The 24,878-nt window shown below is 58.7% G+C and carries 7 protein-coding genes; 3 read left to right on the top strand and 4 right to left on the bottom strand.

What is annotated here, in order from left to right; genetic code table 11:
• The first annotated feature begins 34 nt into the window (after window positions 1-34).
• Window positions 35-13,714, top strand: coding sequence for a filamentous hemagglutinin N-terminal domain-containing protein (locus AC6R19_RS03560; RefSeq protein WP_500578164.1), 13,680 nt, complete (start codon window positions 35-37; stop codon window positions 13,712-13,714).
• A 145-nt stretch (window positions 13,715-13,859) separates the two neighbouring features.
• Here AC6R19_RS03560 and AC6R19_RS03555 read toward each other — a convergent pair whose 3' ends face one another.
• Together AC6R19_RS03555 and AC6R19_RS03550 are read right to left on the bottom strand one after the other, a co-directional pair.
• Window positions 13,860-15,965 (bottom strand): Ig-like domain-containing protein, encoded by a 2,106-nt coding sequence (locus tag AC6R19_RS03555; RefSeq protein WP_500578162.1) that lies wholly within the window; start codon window positions 15,963-15,965, stop codon window positions 13,860-13,862.
• A gap of 812 nt (window positions 15,966-16,777) precedes the next feature.
• Complete coding sequence (locus AC6R19_RS03550; RefSeq protein ID WP_500578161.1) at window positions 16,778-18,895, bottom strand: WD40 repeat domain-containing protein; 2,118 nt, start codon at window positions 18,893-18,895, stop codon at window positions 16,778-16,780.
• 172 nt (window positions 18,896-19,067) lie between these two features.
• Here AC6R19_RS03550 and AC6R19_RS03545 point away from each other — a divergent pair, with 172 nt between their 5' ends.
• Together AC6R19_RS03545 and ppc are read left to right on the top strand one after the other, a co-directional pair.
• Window positions 19,068-19,268: a hypothetical protein gene (locus AC6R19_RS03545; RefSeq protein ID WP_500578159.1), complete on the top strand. Its 201-nt coding sequence runs from the start codon at window positions 19,068-19,070 to the stop codon at window positions 19,266-19,268.
• Window positions 19,269-19,959: 691 nt separating this feature from the next.
• Entirely contained in the window at window positions 19,960-22,623 is a 2,664-nt protein-coding gene (ppc, locus tag AC6R19_RS03540; RefSeq protein ID WP_500578157.1) for a phosphoenolpyruvate carboxylase, read from the top strand.
• A gap of 50 nt (window positions 22,624-22,673) precedes the next feature.
• On the opposite strand, the gene AC6R19_RS03535 is transcribed toward ppc, so the two are convergent.
• A complete protein-coding gene (locus AC6R19_RS03535) occupies window positions 22,674-23,549 on the bottom strand; it encodes a hypothetical protein (RefSeq protein WP_500578155.1) in 876 nt (291 codons plus the stop codon).
• Window positions 23,549-24,535: a hypothetical protein gene (locus AC6R19_RS03530; protein WP_500578153.1), complete on the bottom strand. Its 987-nt coding sequence runs from the start codon at window positions 24,533-24,535 to the stop codon at window positions 23,549-23,551. Before AC6R19_RS03530 ends, AC6R19_RS03535 begins: the two co-directional genes overlap by 1 nt.
• Between the last annotated feature and the right edge of the window lie 343 nt (window positions 24,536-24,878).

Below are 24,878 nucleotides of genomic sequence, written 5' to 3'. Positions count from 1 at the left end.
TGTTGGAGCAGGACGCTCTTCGCAAGGTACCGGTATGAAAGCAAATAAAATGACGCTCGAGCTGAAAAAACTCACTTCGGCCATCAAGGTGTGGCAGCTGGCCTATGCAGGGCTGATCGCCAGCCAGATCGCCGCTCCCGCCGCCTATGCAGCGCCGAAAGGCGGTGTTGTGGTCGGTGGCGAGGGCACCATCGATACCAAGGACCTGGCGACCATTATCGACCAGAAGACGGACCTTCTGGCGATCGACTGGGACTCCTTCAACCTCAGTGAAGAGGAGCTGGTCAAGTTCCTGCAGCCGGATTCCTCCTCGATAGTACTGAACCGCATCCTCGACCAGAGTCCGAGTGAGATCCGCGGCTCCATCGAGGCCAATGGCCACGTCATCCTCGCCAACCCCCGCGGCGTACTCTTTACCGAAACCGCCACCATCAACGTCCGCGCCATTACCGCCTCCGGCCTGGACATGGACCCGGCCGAGTTCATGAACGGCAACTTCGCCTTCAAGGGCCAGGACGGCAGTGCCGGGGTCGTGGTCAACCGCGGTGTGATCAACGCTTCCAGTGCGGTGCTGGTGGGCAAGCAGGTCACCAATGCATCCAGCGGCCTGATCAGCGCCGAAATGGTCAGCCTCGCCGCCGCCGACGAGGCGGTGCTGACCTTCGATGCCGATGGCATGATCGGGGTCAAGATCACCAAGGAAGTGATGGAAAACCAGCTCGGCGTCGACAGCGCCGTGCTGAACGAGGGCGTCATCGACGGCGCCCAGGTACTGATGGAAGCCAGGGTGTCCGGCGACCTCTTCACCTCCGCGGTCAACAACGAAGGCACAGTGCGCGCCCGCGGTATCGACACCAGCGGCGGCGTCATTCGCCTGACCGGCTCCGGCGGCACCGTGGCCAACAGCGGTACCCTGGACGCGTCCGGCAGCACCGGCGGCCAGGTTGCGATCGAGGGCGACAGCGCCACCCACAGTGGCCAGATAGCCGCGCGCGGCAACAACGGCCGGGGCGGCCTGGTCAAGATCCTGGGCGATCAGGTTACCGTCAGCGGTAATATCGATGCCCGCGGTACCGCCGGCGGCGGCGAAGTGCTGATCGGCGGCGACTACCAGGGCAAGAACAGCCAGGTGCGCAACGCCGAAACCACAGCGGTTACCGCGGAAGCCGATATAGACGCGAGCGGTATCGGCAACAGTGACGGCGGCACGGTGATCGTCTGGGCCGACGACAGTACCGATTTCGCCGGCAGTATCCGCGCCGAGTCCGGCGTGCTCGGCGGTGACGGCGGTTTCGTCGAGACTTCCGGCAAGGTCAATCTGCGGCTGGGTGAGGACACCATGTTTGTGTCCACCTTGAGCCTCTCAGGGGGGGAAACCGGCGAGTGGCTACTGGATCCGGGCTGGCTGGATATCTCCGACAGCTGTTCAACCAACTGCATTTCCGTTACCAGCCTCCAGACTGCCCTCGACTCTAACAATGTCACCATTGCGGTAACCGATGCAAATACCGCATCCGGAACCGGCCAGACAATTACCGATGACGGGGATCCAGAGACCGACTATGCCGACGGCATCCGCGTATCCAGCAGTTTAAGCTGGAGTGCCGCAACAGAGCTCACCTTGGATTCCTTCAGCGGTATTCGCATTGAAAATGGCGTAACCATCTCCTCTACCACGGGCGATCTGTCCATGATCGCAGGCGGTTCCTTTACCAGCGATGGCACTGTTGACGTCAATAATTTCTCCCTCAGTGTCGGCGGCAGTGGTGCGGACACCACAAATACGCTGGGGACTGTGATTGTTGCGGGTAATGGCAGTATTACCGGCGGTGCCGGACTGGATAGCTTTATCCTGACCTCTGCGGATGATGTTCTGGTTGTCGACGGCAGTAAGTCCTTCACTCTTGCTAGCAATATCTCCTTTGAGGCCGTCGAGACAGTGGACACGGGAAGCGGTAACGACTCTGTCACTGCCATCGAAGTTGTGACCTTGACCGGTAACAGTGGCGAGGCGGCCACCAGCGATATCCTCTTCACCGGTATCGAAGCCGCCAGCGGCGGCAGCCTAGAGGCGTCTGATAACGCGGATACCTTTGTCGTTACCGGATCGAATGCGGTTATTGCCAACGATATTGCCTTCAACGGCATCAACGCCATCGATGCCAAACTGGGGAATGACAGTGTGACTGGTGCCGATGGTATCGACTGGACACTGACTGGCACCAACAATCAGGCAGAGAGCAATGGCATTACATTCTCCAATGTGGAGACACTGTCGGCGGTCAATGCCGGCCTGATTGGCACTGTCGGGGACGACAGTTTTGTGCTGAATGCGGATGGCAGTGTGGGTACCTACGGCATGGCCTTTGACGGCCTGAACGCTGTGAACGGTGCGAGCGGCACCAACTCATTGGATGCCAGTGCTTACGCGACGGGTGTTGCCCTTACCGGCAGTGACAACCAGCTGAACGCTGCTGCGATTGCCTTCAGTAATATCCAGAATGCGGTGGCCTCGGCACTGGCCGGCAGCTCTGGTGCGGATACTTTCACGGTCACGGCTACCAATAGCCTCCATGCCGCAGGCATCAGCTTTAGTGGGGTAAGCAATGTTGATGCAGGTCTCGGCAGTGACACCGTTACTGCTATTGATGTAGTAACCCTGACCGGCAACAGCGGTGAGGCGAGCACCAGCGGTATCCTCTTCGCCAGCATCGAAGGCGCCGGCGGCGGCAGCCTGGTGGCGTCTGACAATGCAGATACGTTTGTCGTCACCGGTTCGAATGCGCTGACAGCAAATGATATTGCCTTCAGCGGTATCAACGCCGTCGATGCCAAACTGGGCAATGACAGTGTCACCGGCGCAGATGGTGCCGACTGGGCATTGAGCGGCGTCGACTACGAAGCGCAAAACAGCGGTATCACCTTCTCCAATGTAGAGACACTGTCCGCAGTCAATGCCGGCCTGACCGGCACTGCCGGCGACGACAGTTTTGTCCTGAATGCCGATGGCAGTGTGGGTACCTACGGCATGGCCTTTAACGGCCTGAACGCTGTGGACGGTGCGAGCGGCGCCAACTCATTGGATGCCAGCGCCTACGCAGCGGGCGTTGCCCTTAACGGTAGTGACAACCAGCTGGATGCCGCTGCGATCACCTTCAGCAATATCCAGAGCGCGGTGGCCTCGGCACTGGCCGGCAGCTCGGGTGCGGATACATTTACTGTCACAGCTACCAATAGCCTCGCTGTCGCGGGCATCAGCTTCAGTGGGGTAAGCGAGGTCAATGCAGATCTGGGCAATGACACAGTCGCGACCATCGACGTAGTAACCCTTACCGGCAACGGCGGCGAGGCAAGCACCAGCGGCATCCTCTTCACTGGTATCGAAGCGGCCAGCGGTGGCAGCTTGGAGGCGTCGGACAGCGCGGATACCTTTGTGATCACCGGCACCAATACACTGACTGCTAACGATATTGCCTTCAGCGGCATCAGCAGCGTCGATGCCAAATTGGGCAATGACAGTGTCGCCGGCGCAGACGGTGCCGACTGGACATTGATGGGTGTCGATTACGAAGCGGAAAGCAGCGGTATCACCTTCTCCAATGTAGAGACGCTGACTGCTGTAAATGCCGGCCTGATTGGCACTGTCGGCGACGACAGCTTTTTCCTGAATGCCGATGGCAGTGTGGATACCTACAGCATGACCTTTAATAGTCTGAACGCTGTAGACGGTCTGACCGGGATCAACTCATTGGATGCCAGTGCCTATGCGACCGGAGTGGCTCTCACCGGTACTGACAATCAGCTGAGCGCAGCCTCAATCAGTTTCAGCAATATCCAGAGCGCGGTGGCCTCGGCGCTGGCCGGCAGCTCCGGTGCGGATACCTTCACTGTCACGACCGCCAATAGCCTCGACGTCGCGGGCATCAGCTTCAGCGGGGTAAGCGATGTCAATGCAGATCTGGGCAGTGACACAGTCGCGGCCATCGCCGCAGTAACGCTTACCGGCACCAGTGGCGAGGCGAGCACCAGTGGTATCGCGTTCTCCGGTATCGAAACCGTGACCGGTGGCAGTCTGGAAGGGTCTGATGTTGCGGATATCTTTGTTGTCACCGACTCGAATGCGGTCACCGCCAACGATATCGCCTTTAGCGGAATCAGCAGTATCGACGCCAAGTTGGGCAGCGACAGCGTCACTGGTGCCGACGGAGTTGACTGGACACTGACCGGTACCAGTAATCAGGCAGAGAACAACGGCATTACCTTCTCCAATGTGGAGGCACTGGCCGCCCTCAATGGCGGTCTGATCGGTACCGCTGGCGATGACAGCTTCGTGCTGCAGGCCGGTGGCAATGTCGGTACCTACGGCATGAGCTTCAGTAGCCTGGACTCTGTGGATGGTGCAGGCGGCACCAACACCCTTGATGCCAGTGCCTACGAGGCGGGGGTTGCCCTTACCGGTACTGACAACCAACTGAGCAATGGCTCCATCACCTTCAGCAATATCCAGAGCGCGGTGGCTTCGGCGCTGGCCGGCAGCTCCGGCGCGGACAGCTTCACTATCACCGGCGCTAATAGTCTTGATGCCGCGGGCATCAGCTTCGGTGGGCTGAACTCTGTGGACGGCCTGGGTGGCAATAACTCTCTCGATGCCAGCGCCGATGCAGCGGGTGTGGCCCTTACCGGCAGTAACAACCAGCTGAGCGCTGGCTCCATCACCTTCAGCAATATCCAGAACGCCGTTTCCTCGGCTTTGGCCGGAAGCTCTGGCGCTGACAGCTTCACTATCACCGGCGCTAACAGCCTGGATGCGGTGGGTATCAACTTCAGTGGTGTAACCAGTGTCGATGCCGACCTTGGCAGCGACACTGTCGAGGCTCTGTCGGTGGTCACCCTGACCGGCAATAGCGGTGAGGCGAGTACCGGCGGTATCGCATTCACCAGTATCGAGGCCGTCACCGGCGGCAGCTTGGAGGCGTCGGATAGTACGGATACTTTTGTTGTCACTGGATTGAATGCGGTTAATGCCAACGATATTGCTTTTAGCGGAATCAGCAGTGTCGATGCCAAGCTGGGCAATGACAGCGTCACCGGTGCCGATGGTTACGACTGGGCGCTGACCGGAACTAGCAATCAGGCAGAGAACAGCGGCATTACCTTTTCCAATGTGGAGGCTCTAAACGCAGTCAACGCTGGCCTCATTGGCACCGCTAGCGACGACAGCTTTGTGCTGCAGGCCGGTGGCAATGTCGATATCTACGGCATGAGCTTCGGCGGTCTGGGCTCTGTGGATGGCGCAGGCGGCAGCAACAACTCCCTTGATGCCAGCGCTTTTGCAGCGGGTGTGGCCCTTACTGGCAGCAGCAGCCAGCTGAGCAATGGCTCCATCACTTTCAGCAATATCCAGAGCGCGGTGGCCTCGGCGCTGGCCGGCAGCTCCGGCGCGGACAGTTTCACTATCACCGGCACTAACAGCCTGGATGCAGCGGGTATCAGCTTCAGTGGTTTAAGCACTGTCGATGCGAGTCTTGGCAGTGACACTGTCGGAGCCTTGGCGATGGTGACCCTGACCGGCAATAGCGGTGAGATGAGCACCAGTGGTATCGCATTCTCTAGTATAGAAACCGTCACCGGAGGTAGCCTGGAAGGGTCTGATGTTGCGGATATCTTTGTTGTCACCGACTCGAATGCGGTCACTGCCAACGATATCGCCTTTAGCGGAATCAGCAGTATCGACGCCAAGTTGGGCAGCGACAGCGTCACCGGTGCCGACGGAGTTGACTGGACACTGACCGGCACCAGTAATCAGGCAGAGAACAACGGCATTACCTTCTCCAATGTGGAGGCACTGGCCGCCCTCAATGGCGGTCTGATCGGTACCGCTGGCGATGACAGCTTCGTGCTGCAGGCCGGTGGCAATGTCGGTACCTACGGCATGAGCTTCAGTAGCCTGGACTCTGTGGATGGTGCAGGCGGCACCAACACCCTCGATGCCAGTGCCTACGCGGCGGGGGTTGCCCTTACCGGTACTGACAACCAACTGAGCAATGGCTCCATCACCTTCAGCAATATCCAGAGCGTGGTGGCCTCGGCACTGGCCGGCAGCTCCGGTGCGGACACCTTCACTATTACCGCCGCCAACAGCCTGGATGCGGCGGGTATCAACTTTAGTGGAGTGAGCAGCGTTAATGCCGATCTCGGTAGCGACACTGTTACTGCTATCGATGTAGTGGCTCTGACCGGAAACAGCGGCGAAGCCAGTACCAGTGGCATCCTCTTCACCGGCATAGAAGCCGCCAGCGGCGGCAGCCTGGAGGGTACGGACGGTGCAGATGCATATACCATCACTGGCACCAATGCGGCCACGGCCAACGACATCGCCTTTAGCGGGATCAGCAGTATCAATGCGAAGCTGGGTGCTGACAGTATTAGCGGTACCGATGGTTCAATATGGACGTTGCTTAGCACCACTCAAGTGGAAAGCAATGGTATTACCTTTGTCAATGCGGAAGATTTCAGTGCGACCAATTCAAGTCTTATTGGAACCTCGGGAGACGATAGCTTTGTTCTCAATTCGACCGGCAGCGTCTACTTCGCAAACATGACCTTTAGTGGGGTAGATTCGGTAGATTTTGGCGAAGGAATTGATTCTCTAGATGCAATTTCGTATTCGGACGGTTTATCCCTAACCCGAGATGGTTCCAACAACTTGCTGCTCCTAACTGTGACCGCCGATGGGCTTCAGTTCTTAAATGTAGAGGCGGTCGCTGTAGAAACTCTGTACGGAACAAGTTCCACAGAGACTTTCACTACAACCGGTGATAATAGCCTTAGAGTTGCAAATATTGATTTTAGTGACGTGTTGTATGTATATGCGAGAGGGTCTTCGGATAAAGATAAGCTTGTATATTTTGGGAATATTGTAAACGAGCGTGGGAAAGGGAATTTTACGGCAAACGGAATTTGGTTTGGCAGTATTTACTCCACGGATGGTGATAATTCCAATTTCGATATGGACTCTGATACGGGAACTGTAACCGTTATCGGAAATGGTGCTATTAGAGAAGAGGATGGTACAGAGCATTTTGGTTTGGTTGGCGTCTATGGTGGAACTAGCTCGGATTTTGTAGTCGGACAAGATGAAACCGTATGGACTTTGATTGATCTCGATAAAGTCGAAGCTAGTGGAATCCTATTTGACAGTGTGGAGACATTCTCGTCACTAGGCTCTTCCGTTTTGGGTACCACCGGCGATGATAGCTTTTCATTGACGGATAGTTACGTTGGCATTGGATCGATGACTTTCCAAGGATTGATCTCTGTAGACGGCCTCGACGGTGTGGATTCTCTCGATGCCAGCGCCTATTCCCAATCCTTGGCACTGAATGGAGCCAACAATCAGTTAGATGCCGACGGGCTTGTTTTTAACAATATCGAAAGTGCGGTTGTCGGCGCTCTCAGCGGCACCAACTCCCCTGAAGTATTCACCATAACCTCTTCTAATAGCCTGAATGTGGCAGGGCTCAGCATCTCCGGCCTATACACCCTTAATGGCGCCGGCGGTGGTGACACGGTTAATATTATTTCCGATGTGTACTTGGCTGAATCTGGAGATGGATTTACCAGTAGCGGCATTGGATTCTCCGGAATCCAGTCTGCTACTGCATCAGCCTCCGTCGCACTATTCGGCTCACTATCCGATGAGAACTTCAGCCTGGTATCCGATAATGTACTGGATACTATCGGTATCCGCTTCTCCAATATATCCAGTGTCGACGGCGGCGACGGCAGCGACTCGATTGCGGCATTGGGGTCAGTGACTCTGACTGGCACCAGTCAGGAGGCCAATAGCAGTGGTATCAGTTTCAGCGATATTGAATCCGTTACGGGCGGCAGTCTGGTGGCTTCAGATTTGGCCGATTCTTTTGTTGTTACCGGCAGCGATTCGATAACCGCCAATGATATTGCCTTTAGCGGCATCACAGGCACTATCGATGCCAAGTTGGGCAGTGACAGTGTTACCGGCCTCGACGGCGCCGACTGGACCTTGACCGGTACTGACTATCAGGCGGTCAATAACGGCATCACCTTCTCCAATGTGGAAACTCTGGTCGCGGTGAATGCAGGGCTGGTCGGCACTGCCGGCGATGACAGCTTTGTACTGCAGGCCGGTGGTGGTGTCGGCATCAACGGCATGACTTTCAGCGACTTGGACTCCGTGGACGGCCTAGCCGGCAGCAATTCCCTCGATGCCAGCGCCTACGGAGCTGGCGTGGCTCTCAATGGTGCGAACAACCAACTGAGCGCTGGCTCCATCACCTTCAGCAATATCCAGAGCGCGGTGGCCTCGGTGCTGGCCGGCAGCAGCGGCGCAGACCTGTTCACTATCGCCGCCGCCAACAGCCTCAATGCTGCCGGAATCAGTTTCAGCGGCCTCAGCAGCGTCAACGCCGATGTGGGCAGCGACACGGTAGCGGCGCTGCGTGTAGTTGCCCTGACCGGTGGTGCCAAGGAAGCGCGGACCAGCGGTATCGACTTCACTGGAATAGAGGCCGTGACCGGTGGCAGCCTGGAGGCTTCCGACAATGCCGATACCTTTGTCATTACCGGTGCCAAAGCGTTAACCGCCAACGAAATCGCCTTCAGCGGCATCAGCAGTGTCGATGCCAAGTTGGGCAACGACAGTGTTACCGGTGCCGACGGCGCAGACTGGTCACTGACCGCTACCAATAATGAGGCGGTCAACAACGGCATCACCTTCTCCAATGTGGAAGCGCTGACTGCGATCAACGGGGGCCTGATAGGTACTGCCGGCGACGACAGTTTTGTGTTGCAGGCCGGCGGCGAAGTCGGTATCCACGGCATGACCTTCAGTGGCCTGGACTCCGTGGATGGTCTGGCCGGCAGCAATTCTCTCGATGCCAGTGCCTATGGGGCTGGCGTGGCCCTCACCGGCACGAACAACCGGTTGAACGCGGGCTCCATCACCTTCAGCAATATCCAGGGCGCGGTGGCCGCGGCGCTGGCCGGCAGCAGCGGCGCAGACCTGTTTACCATTACCGCCACCAACAGCCTCGATGCCGCCGGCATCAGCTTCAGTGGCCTCAGCAGTGTCAATGCCGGTATGGGTGGTGACACCGTTGCCGTTGGTGCGTTGAGTGTTGTCCAACTGACTGGTGGCAATGGTGAAGCGGGAACCAGCGGTATCGACTTCACCGGAATTGAGGCAGTCACAGGTGGTAGTCTGGCGGCTTCCGACAATGCCGACACCTTTGTCATTACCGGTGCCAATGCAGTAACGGCCAACGAAATCGCCTTCAGTGGTATCAGCAGTGTGGATGCCAGGGGAGGCATCGACAGTGTTACCGGCGCCGACGGCGCCGACTGGACACTGACCGGTGTCGATTATGAGGCGACCAACAACGGTATCACCTTCTCCAATATGGAGGCGCTGAGCGCGGTCAACGGAGGACTGATCGGTACCGCCGGAGACGACAGCTTCGTGCTGCAGGCTGGCGGCGATCTCGATATCTACAACATGACCTTCAGTGGCTTGAATGCTGTCGATGGTCTGGCCGGCAGCAACTCCCTCGATGCCAGCGCCTATGCGGCGGGTGTGGCTCTCACCGGCTCGAACAACCAACTGAGCGCTGGTTCCATCACCTTCAGCAATATCCAGAGCGCGGTCTCCTCGGCACTGGCCGGCAGCAGCGGCGCAGACCTGTTTACCATCACCGCGGCCAACAGTCTTGATGCTGCCGGTATCAGCTTCAGCGGCCTGGATAGCGTCAGTGGCGCTACGGGCAACGACACGGTTGCGGCACTGGGTGTCGTTACCCTGACTGGCAATTCCAAGGAAGCGCGGACCAGTGGAATCGACTTCACCGGTGTCGATGCCGTAACCGGTGGCAGTCTGGAAGGCTCGGATGCTGCCGATAGCTTTGCGGTCACCGGTGCCAATGCGCTGATCGCGAACGAGATTGCCTTTAGCGATATCAGTAGTGTGGACGCGAGGGGAGGCAACGATACTGTCGCCGGTTTCGCCGGTGCTGATTGGACCGCGCTCGGTAACACCACAGCCAGGAACAGCGGCATCACCTTCAGCAATGTGGAGCTGCTGAGTGCCAGCAGTGCCGGCCTGATCGGTACCAGTGGCAACGACAGCTTCACGCTGCTGGCCGACGGATCGGTCGACCTGCTCGGCATGACCTTCCTGGACCTGAATGCCGTAGACGCACTGGACGGGAACGACTCACTGGATGCCAGCGCCTTTGACGCCGGGCTGGCGCTGACCGGCACCGCCAAACAGTTGGCCGCCGGCGGACTGCTATTCAATCATTTCGAGGATGCCGTCACGGCTGCCCTGGCCGGTACCAGCGGTGCAGACACCTTCAGTATTACCGGCACCGGCGCATTGAGCGCCGCGGGAATGGACTTCAGCGGCGTTACCAATATTGCCGCCGGTGCTGGCAGTGACATTGTCAGCAGCTCTGTTGCCGAGGCCTGGGCCCTGACCGCAAACAGTGACGAGACCGAGCACGCGGGGATCACCTTCAACGCCGTGGAATCCTTTAGCGGCGGCAGCGGTGTCCTGTCCGGGCACGCCAGTGGCGACAATTACACAGTCGCTGCGGTCGGCACAGTATCCGTCGACAACATGACATTCAGTGATCTGACCGATATCAGCGGCGGAACCGGTAACGACTCGTTGCAGGCGATCGCCGCCGCAACCCTGAGTGGCGCCGACGGCGCCTTCTCGACCAGCGGTATGAGCTTCAGCGGTTTCGACCTCCTCACCGCCGCGGATCTGGTCGCTACCGGCGGCGACGACAGCTTCCAGATGCTCGCCGACAGCACCCTGGGCATTTATGGCCTGACAATTTCCGGGGCCGATTCCCTGGATGCGGGGGGTGGCAACGACAGCGTCTTGGGGCGCAGTGGCCTGGGCTACCAGTTGAATAGTGGTGCCTCCGTCACCCACGACGGTATCGTCTTTACCGGCCTGGAAGACTTCGTCGGCCAGAATGCGACCCTGGTGGCAACCAGTGGCGCCGAGGGCTTCACCATGACGGCCGCGGACGCGCTGGGTATCGACTCCACGAATCTCAGCTTCAGTGGTCTCGTTGCCGTGGATGCCGGAGGCGGAGCCGACGTGCTCGCCGCCCCCGGTTCCGCCGTCCTGAACGGCACCCAGACGGTGACCGCCGGCTCGATTGCCTTTACCAATATCGATAGGGTGACCGGTACCGGCGCCCTCACCGGCACCGACGGCGCCGACCAGTTCTCCGTGGTTGCGAGTAACCAGCTGGACAGCTACGGCATACGCTTTGAGGACGTTAACTCTGTGGCCGCCGCGGGTGGCAGCGACAATCTGGTCGGCCTGGATACCGAATCCTGGCAGCTGAGCGGAAGTAACAATGCACTGAACCACGCCGGTATCGACTTCACCAGCCTGGAGACCACCAGCGGTGGCAATGGCGTATTGACCGGTTCCTCCTCCGCCGATCAATTTACGATTACCGCCAACAACCAGGTGACCGCAAACAGTATTACTTTCACCGCCATTACCCAGGTGGATGCCGGTACGGGCGCGGACCTGGTTAACTCCGCCGATGGGGAGACCTGGGTACTGGGAGTCGAAAACGGCAGCGCCGCGGCGGCGGGTATCGACTTCTCGAATATCGAAACCGTCGGTGGGAACGATGTGCTGGTCGATGCGGCCACCAATAACGCCAGCGACAGTTTCGTGCTGAGCGATGCCGGACAGGCGCTCAGTGTCCGCGGTATCGACTTCTCCTCAGTCGGCCGGGTCTCAGCCGGTGCCGATATCGGAGATTCCGTAACCAGCAACGCCAGCGACTGGCAGTTGACCGGCACCGATGGCGAACTGTCGGTCAACGGCGTCGAGCTGTCGGGTATCGACCGGGTTATCACCGCCAATGCACTCCTGCGCGGCACCGCCAACGGCGAGACCTTTGCCCTGGCGGGCGAGGGTGCGCTAGGTGTGGCCGGTATGGCGTTCGAGGGCATTGCCCGGGTGGCGGCCGGCGGCGGCAGCGACCTATTGCAGGGCACCGCGGCCGCGGACCAGTTCGAGCTCGCCGATAGTGGCGACATCAGCGTCGCCGCTATCAGCTTCAGTGGTATCGAAACCGTGGCTGCGGGCGAGGGCGCCGATACCGTCAACTCCAGCGGTGCCAGCTGGACCTCGGTGCGCAGCGGCGATGCGCTGGTCGACGGCAGTGCCCGGGCCGCGGTCAACAGCATGACGGTGCTGTTCCAGGATCTGGAGTTGGTGAGCAACGCCGGTTCCTACGCGGGCCAGGACATCGACACCGAATATGCCTTTAGCAACCTGGATACCCTGGCTGTGGCTGGAGTTACCTTTGCCGGCCTGGACAGCTTCGCCGGCGGCAGCGGTTTCGACGTGTTGCGCGGTGCCAATATAGACGCGCAGTGGACCTTGAGTGCCGCGCAGGGAACCGTCAGCAGCGGCGGCCAGTCGCTGGTATTCAACGGCGTGGAGTCGATTGTGGCCGGCAGTGGCGCAGACCAGTTCGCCCTCTCCGGCGGTGAATTGACGGCAATCGATACCGGTGCCGGCAACGACAGGGTCCTGCTGGCCGGAACCGGCCTGGAAACCCTGTCCTTGGGCGAGGGCAATGACCTGCTGCAGGTCGATGCTGACAGCAGCCAAAGCCTACTGCTCAGTGGCGGCGGTGGTGATGACGAATTCCAGTTCAATGTGGCCGACAAAACATGGCAGATTACAGGCAACAGCAGCCAGGTGGGCAACTTCAAGTTCTCCGGCTTCGAGTGGCTGGACAACAATACCGGCAGCCTGTCCCTGGAAACTGACCAGAACTTTACTTTCGTAAATGGTGGCAATAGCTCTGCCACCTTCAATCGCAACGGCGCCGGTATCCTGTTTGCCGACAGCGGTGTGCGTCTGGGGTACGACGGCAGTGGTGATATCACCATCAACAGTACGGGCACTGGAACCATTGGTGGGGAATTGCAGGCGGATCGCGCAGAGCTGGTCGTTGCCGGCAACGTAGATATTGTGACCGATGTGAATACGCTCGATATCCACACCTCCGGTGACGATATTGATATTTCAGTCCTGGCCGAAAAGGATCTGGTAATCGACGAAATCAATGCCGGCCGTGGCAATATAACCATCGACAGCGCGGGCTTCGGCAGCCTTACCGCCGAGACTTACGGTGATACCCACCTGACGGCGGGCACCGTGCGGCTGGGCTCCGAATTGCAGCAGTGGACCGTAATCGGCAGCGCGATCAACCCGCTGCGCATGGATGCCTCCCAGTCGGTGGATATCGTATCCATCAGCTACTTTGAGCCGGATTTTATCGGTCAGATTCCCGCCTTTACCGCCACTGGTGACGAGCTGCAGTCCGTTGCCGGGGCTCAGGCTGCCCAAGGCCTCAAGTCGGCTGTGCAGAATGCGGTGGAGGATTTTGCGCAGGTGGATCCGGGTATCTTCAGTGCGGTCAACCCTTACAGTACCGGTGTGGACGCGGTCAATACGCCGGAGATGCGCCTGGCGGGCGAGGAGCTGGTTCCTATGGCCAACTCTACGGCGCCTGACGATGAGGAAAGGCTTCCAGGCAGATCCGCTGAGCTGGAAGAGAGTGAAGATTCCACTGAGGAAGAGCGCAAGCGCGCAGCGCTGGCGCCCGCGGAAGTGGGAGGCTGATCGCTATAGACTTACAGTGTCATGATCTGGACATCTTTCCGATTTGGTCCAGTTCATAGAAAATAAAAGGGCCGACTCGTGAGAGCCGACCCTTTCTTTAACGGCTTTGCCAGGTTAGCTAAGCATCACAAGCAGATTCGATCGCTTAGTAAATATATACCGCGCCGCTACTTGGGTTGCTGTTATCTTCTTGATCGCCGCCGATACCGGTGGTATTGCTCGCTTCCCAAGGGGCACCAACTGCCATTGTACTCCCGTCTGCGGAAAGTGCGACAGAAGCTCCGAAGCCATCGTAAGCCCCGGTATTTGGTGCTTTAACGAAATTTGCTTGATACCAGGTGTTACCATCTTTGTAAAAGGTATATACAGCGCCGGAATTCTCGGCAGTTCCTTCATGAGGCGGATTTATACCGGTGCCAGCGGTACTGTCGCCCCCTTCACTGGACCCTATGGACAAATATTTTCCATCTGCCGAAAATGCCAAAACGTCACCAAAGTAGATGTTTTCTTCAGGGTGTGATGTTTTGATGTAGGCCGACTGTTCCCATCCAGTCCCAGTTTTTTCAAACACATATACAGCGCCTGAATTCTCCAGAAGGTTGTCGTGGGCAGAATCAACTCCTGGAATAGAGGTGTCATCTCCAGGGGCTCCAACAGCGACTGATAGGCCATCCCCGGAAAGGCTTACCCCATATCCAAAGTAGTCCCCGTCTTCCACCTGGGGTGAAGACACACTTTCAGGACTGCTGTAGTCATCCTCCGCGCTATAAATATAGACGCCGTGACTAGAGGCAGTTGCTATAGTATCTCCACTATTTGAAACAGAAACGAAAAACGATGAGCCACTATCATCAGAAATAAGTGTCCTGCTGTCGACTATATCTCCGGCATCATTAAGGCTCAGAATTTCGACTATAGCGGGATCGTCAAGATCTCCAACACCTCCAGCTACAACAAGTGTATGACCGTCTCCTGATAGTGAAATAGAATCCCCATATAAACTTCCGTTATTTATTGGGTTATGTTTTCCCCATAGAAATTTCCACTCACCTTCTTCGCTGCTCTCATCAAAATAGAAAAGCTGCACGGCACCGCGGTTCTTCCCGTCTGAACCTGTCTCAGAGCGAGAGGAAGTCGGTAGTCCTATCGCCATTAGTTTTCCATCGGAGCTTAGGGAGATAACGCGACCAAATTGCTCATCACTAACGGAAAGGTCGCTCATTAGAGGCTCTTCATCTTTGAGGTATGGTGTCCACCCTGATGAGCCTTTATGAAATACAAAAACCCCGCCAAGTCGCATTTGTACCGGTAAATCAGGAGGATCATAAAATGGGGCGCCGACAGCTATCACGCTGCCATCTGCTGATACAGAAACGCTCGCTCCAAATTCGATCCATCTCCCAGCTTCTACTTCACTTGCGTCAAGCCTGGCTTCTTTGAAATAACCGATCATGGACCTAGTATCCACGTTATCCAAGGCGACTTCATTCGAACGCTCAATAATACGCTCGTCCTTATCTAATGCAATCAGTTGCAGGCGAGCTTTTTCCCAGAGCGTTAGATGCAGGGGTACCTCGAATTCCACCTCAGTCTGATCGCCTGCTATGTCTTCAAATCCTGAGTCGGTGAAACCGGAGCTTCCATCCGAGTTGACTTCGACCCGATAGTGGTCGACGGGCACATCGATAGTCCAGCTTATCTTCAGCATCTTCGGATTGGTGCCGTCACCGCCTGCCGCTGCGCTCGCAGATAGCTCGGCGGTGGGTGTCACCGTGACCGTTACCGTCGCTTCGGAAACGTCTCCATCTGTGTCGGAGATTTCATAGGTAAAGCTGTCTTTGCCATTGAAATCTACACTGGGAACATAAGTGATAGTGTCATCAGTCGCGTCGCCGGGTGTGCCGGCGTCGTTGACCGTCGCTTGGCCGTATTGGGGCGCCGTCTTCACAGCCACTGTGCTGATTCCATCTTCACCAGAATCGTCGTTTTGCAGCACATCAATAACAATATCGGTGTCTTCGTCACCGGTGACGGTATCGTCGACTGCCTGGGGCTGTGTATCGACGTCGCCGCCGGAGCTGCTACTGCTGGAGCTGCCGCCGCCAGAGCTACTGCTGGAACTGCTACCACCTCCACCGTCATTTCCACCACCGCCCCCGCCGCAGGCGGCCAGCATGGCGGTCAGAAGTAGTATCGGCAGTTTGCCGGTAAGGCCCGCAAGACCCTGGTTGATACTTTTGCTGGTTGTCATCGCGCTATTCCTTTTCAACTGGCTGTGTAGGGTGCATTCGACAGTGTTGCCGTACCGGTGTCTTATGATGGCTCGGTACTTGTTTTTAATTTAAGGTAATTATTCGATTATTATTTGTTAATCGGTGTGCTTGGCGAAACTGCAGTGTCTGCAGGCGGAAGGCGATAAACTCTGCTGTCAGAGGGCCGCTTGTTGTCAAAAGAATCGAGTCGGCTGTATCTGGAGAAGATGTAATCAACCTTTCGCTTGGCTGAAATGCTGGGCAAACTGGGGTTGCCTGGCAGTTTCCCTGTCACGCTTGTGACAGTTCGCTACAGATTTTAACTAAATGGAAGATGCGATATCTACCGGGGTGGACCATTAAGTGATCTGATCCGCACTTTGAGCTAAGAAATGTACCACCTATTCACCCCAGTGTATTCGGATGGTATCCGTTGAGAAAAATGGGGCTGTAAGCGGGAAATTTTACAACCGCTCTAGAAAATTAAAAGGGCCGACCTCGGAGGAACCGGATTTTTGTACCCCTGTGTCTGAATTGATCTAGACCTGTCTGTCGTTCCCCTCCCGCACCTGCTGATAGTAATTGTACAGTTCCGGACAGGCCTGCACCGGTGAGCGATTACCTTTGTCATCGCCCGATAGTTCCATGGCTCATGATCTGTGCATTTCCTGGGGATTCTGCTCAAAGCGATACGATACATCGCGGTGCTCAAACGAAAGAAAGACGAGGGGCTTAGATAGAGCTAGGCACTGGTATTCGTTAAAGCGGGCGAGCTCAGTGCCCCGGCGGCGTGCCGGGGCTGGGGCTTTGGTTAGTCTCCTGTCGGAGCCGACGGTAGGGTTGCAAAATGGGGCAGAAATTCGCCGGCGACACCTGTGAAATGCCCGCCTATAAAGACGGTGTCACCAAACACTGCCAAGGCGTTGACGGACTTATCTGTACCCTGAGTCCAGTCTTGTACGGTGCCGTCGACGCCTATGGCGGCCAGCCTTTTTCGCTGCTGCGTGCCGATAGCGCTGAAAGTTCCTCCCGCATAGAGGGTGTTGCCGGCCGGCGCGAGACTGTAGACGGTACCACTGGCGCTCGGATTCCAGTCGCGCAGGCTGCCGTCGGCGCCGATGGCGGCCAGGCGACTGCGGGGTAGCCCGCCGATACTCTGGAAAGCGCCTCCTACGTATACGGCATCGCCGGCCGACGCGAGGGCGAAAACAGATAAATCAGTATCCAGATTCCAGTCGTGCAGGGTGCCATCGGTGCCTATGGCGGCCAAGTTTTTGTGCGTCTGTCCATTGATGCTGGTGAAGCTACCTGCTGAATAGACGACATCGCCGTTAACTGCGAGGGCCTGGACAGCTTTGTCTACATCTGGGCTCCAGTCGCGCAGGCTGTCATCGGTCCCTACGGCGGCCAGATGATTGCGCGCCTGTCCATCCACGCTGGTGAAATCACCGCCCACATACAAGGTATCGCCGGCCATTGCGAGAGCGTAAACGGAGCCGTTTGCGTTGGGGGCCCAGTCGAGAAGAGCGCCGCTGGTGTCTATGGCGGCCAATCGGTAGCGCTTCTGCTCACTAACAGAGGAGAATGCCCCGCCTGCATATACGGTATCGCCGTCTACAACGAGGGCATTGACGGCGAAGTTTGCATCCGGGTTCCAGTCGAGCAGGCGGCCGTCATTGCTTATTGCTGCCAAGTGATTACGCGATTGTCCCTTAATACTAGTGAAGCTTCCGCCCACGTACACTGTGTCGCCGCTCACCGCGAGGGCGATGACATCGTCGTTGACTCTCGGATACCAATCGAGCAGCCTGCCATCGCTGTCTATTGCGGCCAAGTGACGACGGGGTTGTCCGCTAACTGTGCCGAAACTGTCGTACGTGTATACGGTACCGAATGTTCCACCCACGTATATGGTGTCTCCTACTGCTGCGAGAGTTCTGACTTCACTGTTCGTACCGAGAATCCAATCGCGCAGGCTGCCGTCGGTACCGATGGCGGCCAGGAAATAACGCTCCTGTCCTCCAACACTGTGAAAGCTTCCGCCTGCGTACACGATATCGTCTGCTACCGCGAGGGTGTTGACATTCCGGTCCGCATCTGGATTCCAGTCGAGCAGGCTACCATCGGCACCGATGGCTGCCAGATGGTTGCGCGACTGCCCACCGACATTGGTGAAGCTCCCCCCCACGTAAAGGGTGCCACCCTCCGCCACGAGTGCATAGACGTCACTGTTGGCGTTTGGTGTCCACTTGTGCAGGCTGCCATCGGTGCCGATAGCGGCCAAGCGATTGCGCGTTTGTCCGTTGATGCTGGTAAAGCGTCCACCCAAGTACAGGGTGTCACCCTCAGCCATAAGTGCGTAGACGTGACCGTCGACATTGGGTGTAGAACTGTGCAGACTGCCGTCAGTGCCAATGGCAGCCAGGTGATTGCGTGATTGCCCATTGACGCTGGTAAAGGTCCCCCCCACATACAAGGTGTCGTCCACCAAGGCGAGAGCATGAACTGATAGGTCGACGCTGGGGCTCCACTCACCCAGAGTACCGTCGGCGCGGATATGCGCTAGACGATTGCGAGGGGCGCCGCCCACAGAGGTGAAATTCCCACCGATATAGAAGCCGCCGTCGCCGTCGTCAACGATGTCATAGATGGTGCCATTGACGAGCGGAAAGGCCCTGGCATGACCGCTTGTTGCACTGAAGCGCACGCCGTGGCCGCTGCGCACACCGAAACGGGTAAAATCTCCACCCAGGTAGGCGGTGCCGCTGGCGTCGTGGGCAATGGCGTGGACAGCCCCATTGGGCACCAGTCGATCCGGCCTTGCTCCGGCCTCGTTGGAGAGGGCTCGACTGCTTTCAGCGATCGACTCCACATGGAACCAGTAGTTCTGACCATTGCTAAGCTCTGTGACGGTGTACGGTGATTCCACTCCCGCCACCATGCTTCCGCCTGGGCAGCTTGCGTAGTTCTCGATATCGCAACCGGGTGCCGTGGAATAAAAGAGGTCATAACTTTGCGCCCCGGTCTCTTCCCAGGTAAGCGTGACCGCACCGGAGTCGGCTTTGGCCTGGAGAACGACTGCGACGGCGGGAGGAGGTGGATTGCCACCACTGCTGGAACTGCTGCCTCCGGAACTGCTACTGCTCGAACTGCTGCCGCTTGAGCTGCTGGAACTGCCGTTCGAACTGCTGCCACCGGAGCTACTGCTGGAGCTGCTACTTCCATTGTCATTTCCGCCCCCCCCCCACCGCCGCAGGCGGCCAACATGGCGGTCAGAAGAAGTATCGGTAATTTGCCGGTAAGACTCGCAAGCCCCTGGCTGATACTTTTACTGGTAGTGATCATTGCTATTCCTTTTTAACTAGCTGTGTAGGGTCCGTTCGATAGTGTTGCTGTACCGGTGTCTTATGATGGCTCGGTATTTGTTTCTTAATTTGATGGAGTTATTCGATTTTTATTTGTTAATCGGTGTGTTTTGCGAGGTTGCAGGGGGTGGCGATGAGGCCTGCTATCGGAACTACGATTGCAGTCAAATGAGTCGAATCGGCCGTATCTGAATAAGATGCAATTATCTCTTCGCTTGGCCTCGGTACTGATAGGCATACCTGAGTTCCCTGGCAGTTTCCCTGTCACATCTGTAACTATTTAAAGACTGATTTTAACTAAATGGAAAACGACATATCTACTTGGGTGGATCTAATGAGTGATCTGAATCGCACTTTGAGTTGAGAAAAATTATTAGCCGATTACTCCGGCGTTTTGTGTGGGCGTTTATATAGCGGTCCGCGAGCAGTTAGGACTGTAATCGGGTGTAATGCTGCACTGTCAGTGAAAAGCGAATGAACTTGGCCGAATGCATTTCTCGCTTGGCTCGACACGATTACAGTTGTGATCACAAGGTCCGGGCCCAGCCTGTCGCGAGGGATGGGGCGTCCTCTCCCCGAGGAAATATGCGAAGATGTGCCAAATCGTTCCACCAGGGAGAAAAACATCGTGAACCAGGACCAAAACGCCCCCCTGAGAGAAGACGTCCGCCTGCTCGGCGAGGAACTCGGCGCGGTACTGCGGCAGCAGGCCGGCGAGCAGTTATTCGATACCGTTGAAACCATTCGCCAGGTGGCAGTGGAGAGTCGCGGCCAGGGCGAGATGCCGGTGGGGCGCCTGCGCCAGCTGCTGGACCCGCTGGACGACGAGACGCTGCTGGAAGTGGCGCGGGCGTTCAGCCAGTTCCTGAACCTGGCCAATATCGCCGAGCAGCGCCACCGCGAGCGGCTGCGCCGGCAGCACCAGCGCTACCCCGGCGATCCGGACACCGACCGCGGTCTGCGCCAGGTGCTGGCGGAGCTGAAGAAATCCGGTGCCGGCCCTGAAAAAATCCGCTCGGTACTGGAAGCGCTGTCCGTTGAGCTTGTGCTCACCGCCCACCCCACCGAGGTGACCCGCCGCACCCTGATCCGCAAGTACGACCGCACCGCCGACCTGCTCACCGACCTGGACAGGCCCGACCTCACCGAAGAGGAACAGGAGACGTTGCGCCGCCACCTGCGCGAACAGATCCTCTCCGCCTGGAGCACCGACGAGATCCGCCGCGAGCGGCCCACCCCGGTGGACGAGGCCAAGTGGGGCTTCGCTACCATAGAGCAGTCCCTGTGGCAGGCGGTGCCGCGGGGTATGCGCGAGATAGAGGCGGAACTGGCCCGGGCCGGCCTGGACCCGCTGCCGGCGGACTGGGTGCCTATCCGCTTCGCCTCCTGGATGGGCGGCGACCGCGACGGGAATCCCAATGTCACCGCGGCGGTCACTCGCGAGGTACTGCAGCTGGCCCGCTGGATGGCTGCAGACCTCTATCTGCGCGATGTGGAAAATCTCCTCGCGGACCTGTCCATGCACCGGGCCAGCGACGAGCTGCTCGAGCACACGGGCCCCAGCCACGAGCCCTACCGGCTGGTGCTGCGCCGGGTGCGCGACCGGCTGCGCAATACCCGCGCGCAGATGGAGGCGCGGGTGGCCGGGCGCCCGGAGCCGGAGGGGGAGGGCTACAGCAGCGGCGGGCAGCTGTTCGACGAGTTGAGCCTGATCGACCGTTCCCTGCGCGCCGTGGGCCTCGCGGCCATTGCCGACGGTCAGCTCAAGGACACCTTGCGGCGCCTCAACTGCTTCGGCATCACCCTGCTGCGCCTGGACATTCGCCAGGAATCCACCCGCCACAGCGACGCGCTGGATGCGATCACCCGCTACCTGGAACTGGGCAGCTACGCGGAGTGGGACGAGGACCGGAAGCAGCGTTTCCTGCTCACCGAACTGGAGAGCCGCCGCCCACTGGTGGACGAGACCTTCTACCGCAGCGACCTGTGCAGCGACGAAGTGCGTGAGGTGCTGGACACCTGCCGGGTGATCGCCGAGCAGGGCCCGGAGGGGCTCGGTGCCTATGTGATTTCCATGGCGAAAGCCTCCTCCGATGTGCTGGCGGTGATGCTGTTGCAGAAGATCGCCGGCGTGCGCGAGCCGATGCGCGTGGTGCCGCTGTTCGAAACCCTCGACGACCTGAACAACGCCGCCGATATCATGGGCGCGTTGCTGGATATTCCGCTGTACCGGCAGCGGGTGCGCGCGGGCCAGGAGGTGATGATCGGCTACTCCGATTCCGCCAAGGACGCCGGCTTCCTCGGCGCCGCCTGGGCCCAGTTCCGCGCCCAGGAAAGCCTGACCGCGATCTTCCGCGAGCACCGGGTGCCGCTGACGCTGTTCCACGGCCGCGGCGGTTCCATCTCCCGCGGCGGCTCGCCCACCCGCATGGCGCTGCTGTCGCAGCCGCCGGGTTCTGTGGCCGGGCGCATCCGCGTCACCGAACAGGGGGAGATGATCCGCTTCAAGTACGGCCGCCCCTCGGTGGCGGCCTATAACCTGGAGCAGTATGTGGCCGCGACCCTGGAGGCGACCCTGATGCCGCCGGCGGAGCCGCGCCGGTCGTGGCGCGAGGAGATGGACCGGCTCACCGAGGTCTCCGTGGACGGTTACCGCCAGGTGGTGCGCGACGACCCGGCGCTGGTGGCCTACCTGCGCACCGTGACCCCGGAAACCGAACTCAGCCGCCTGGCCCTGGGCAGCCGCCCGGCGCGGCGCAAGCCCGGCGGCGGCGTGGAAACCCTGCGCGCCATTCCCTGGGTATTCGCCTGGACCCAGATCCGCCTGATGCTGCCGGCCTGGCTGGGTACCGGCGCCGCACTGGAAAGCGCGCTGCAGAGCCGCGAGGAAACCGAAACGCTGCGGGCGATGAACGAACAGTGGCCCTTCTTCCAGGGTGTGGTGGATATGCTGGAAATGGTGCTCGCCAAGACCGACACCCGCGTCGCCTCCTGGTACGAGGAGCGGCTGACCGACGATGCGGAACTGCTCCGCCTCGGCGCCATGTTGCGCGAACAGCTGGCCCGCACCGTGGAGGCGCTGCAGCGCCTGACCGGCCGGGAGAGCCTGCTCGACAACAACCCGGTGATGCGCTGGTCCATCCGCGTGCGCGACCCCTACACGGACCCGCTGCACCTGCTGCAGGCGGAACTGATGGCCCGCCTGCGCGAGCGGGACTCAGACCCGCTGCTGGAGAGCGCGCTGATGGTCACCATCGCCGGTATCGCCGCTGGAATGCGCAATACCGGCTGATATCCCGGTGATTCGAGCTGTAAGCGCGCAGGGAGGGGGCGGCCTCGCCGCTAAGCCTCGGCGTAGAGGCGCTCGTCGTAGTCGATGATGGTTATACCGTCTTTGTCGACATGGGCGGGCCATTTCAGCGGCGTGCAGCTGGGACAGACAGATAGGTCAGGGCAGGTCTTCTTGACTTCATCGACAGCCTCCTGGGTTTCCGGTGACAGGGTGAGCTGGATGCTGTTGATGATGTCGTGCATCAGTTCCCGCATGGGCTCAGGGCTGATCTTTTTGTCTATCTCTGCCTGTGAGCCGGAGCAGTGCTGAAGGTAGGAGAAGGTAAAACAGATTATCTTGTCGCGGGAGATCGGGAAGAAGACGTGCTTATTTATATAGGTCGGAATTCTTGTGGGCTCCACGCCGAAACTCACCGCCGGTACTGGTAGTCGGCCAAGCGGTTGCCAGTCTGTAGGGGCCTGGAAGTAGCATACTCCTCTGTCGTAAAGATTGTGTCCCCAGAGGGCGGTTGTATAGCCCAGCACCGCGGTTTCAAATGCCCGGGGGTTCAGGAAGTTGACCTGCTTGTTAGGTATGGAGGTATATATGCCGCTTATATGGCAGGACAGCGTGCCCTTTAGGCCGGTAAACCAGGGGCCGTAGAAGGCCCATTTGCGTCCAAATATATCGGCGGACATCCAGCTTTGGCTCGGCATCTCGCGGTCGCTGTGATTGCGTCCATCTAGCGCGTAGATTGACGAAATAATCTTTTGTTCCTCGATACTTTCTGTCGATACCGGTGCATGTCTGGGGGCGCGAAACTGCAGAATATTGCCGAGCAGGTTGGCCTTGACGGTTTTGGCGCTTGCGAAGGAGGGGCCACGCGGTATACACAGTCCCTCGTGTTTGCGGAACTTTAGCGGTGAGTATTTGATAAAGTTGCGCATCAGAACTTGCTCTTGAGTTTGTCGTGGTGGTTCGGCAGCCAGGCTCTGACCATCGAATTGCCGATCTTGCCTATTCCGATGGCGGAGCCGGCAATGGCGGCGGCCTTGCCCAGGGCGGTCAGAAAGGCCGCGGCGGGCGCCGGTGCACTGATCGCCAGGCCCGCCGCTGCGGCCAGTGTGCCGACAAAGGCGCCGCCGCCCTGCAGGCTCTTGCCATGCTCTATCGCATCCGCCGTTGCTTTGGCAAGGCTGTAGCCTCCGCGCTTGCCCCCTTCGTGATTGAGGCGGTTGTAGATAAGTTCCAGCTGATCCCGGTTGCCGAGGTCCAGTTTGTCTGTCTTGGTGAGCTTGCGGTCCAGTTTCAATCCAACCGCATGGGCGGCCTTGATGGCTTCGTTGGGGGAACTGGTGGGGCGCACGAGAAAGGCGGTGTGATTTTTCAGCTTTACGCCCTGGTCCGCAAGAATCCGCAATGCCTGGGTCAGCACCGCGGAGCCGCCAAACTCGGATACCCAGCCGACGCCATCGATATCTTTGGCCCGGTACATGCTTCTGGCCAGCAGCAGCGCCGACTCGTGCAGATCCTGGTTCTGCAGCGGGCGGATGGCGTTCCTATAATTCTTCAGGCCGCCGATCCGCTTCTCCCCCGGCGTATAGTGCAGGTCGAAGCCGTCGCTATTGACCCGGAAGCCGCCGCCGGAGAAGGGGGCCTCAGCGACTCTCGATGCGGAGCTGTTGGCGGCCTCGTCAGGCCTGCCGTAGCCGCTATCGCAGATGGCCACCAGGCGGTTCTTTTCGTTCTTGATGGTTCCTTTCTTGCTTCTGCTGGTGCTCCATTCCTGCCTTGATCGGTAGGCTTCATACAGCGCTGGCCTCTGCTGGTTCTCTATCAGCTCCGAATAGTTGAGGGCCGCCTCGAAGTGCAGGATCTTGTAACCATCGCTGGCTAGCTTCTCCGCCGTGACCCGGCATCCCGGCAATATCACCACAAACTCTTCATTGCCGCCCCGATGCACGGCCCCGGGCTTGATAAAGATATTGTTCTGGTGCAGGCGGCCGGCGGCCAGTTGGTTGATGCCGTTGACGGTCAGTTGGGCCCAGTAGTTGCCGCGGCGGGCGAGCTTGACCAGCTCGTGGTAGACGGGTTCCGCCTGGGGTGATGGTGACGGGCTTGCCGGAATTCTGGCCGGCGATGCGCAGTTCCCGCTTTACCGGGGCATTGGAAAACATAGGTGTCACCTCCTGTGAGCAATTTCATGTCAAATCCTTGACGGCGGAAATCCTAACGGATTCCCGGTGGGGCATCTACTCGTACAGCGCTGCAGCGTG

The organism is Microbulbifer sp. SE14 (genome assembly GCF_059834885.1).
Note: the sequence above shows the minus strand (reverse complement) of the source record. Positions and strands in the feature narration are given on the sequence as shown.

Coding starts and splice junctions, on each gene's coding strand:
- AC6R19_RS03560 (WP_500578164.1), top strand. CDS start 35: ATGAAAGCAAATAAAATGACGCTCGAGCTGAAAAAACTCACTTCGGCC.
- AC6R19_RS03555 (WP_500578162.1), bottom strand. CDS start 15,965: ATGACAACCAGCAAAAGTATCAACCAGGGTCTTGCGGGCCTTACCGGC.
- AC6R19_RS03535 (WP_500578155.1), bottom strand. CDS start 23,549: ATGCGCAACTTTATCAAATACTCACCGCTAAAGTTCCGCAAACACGAG.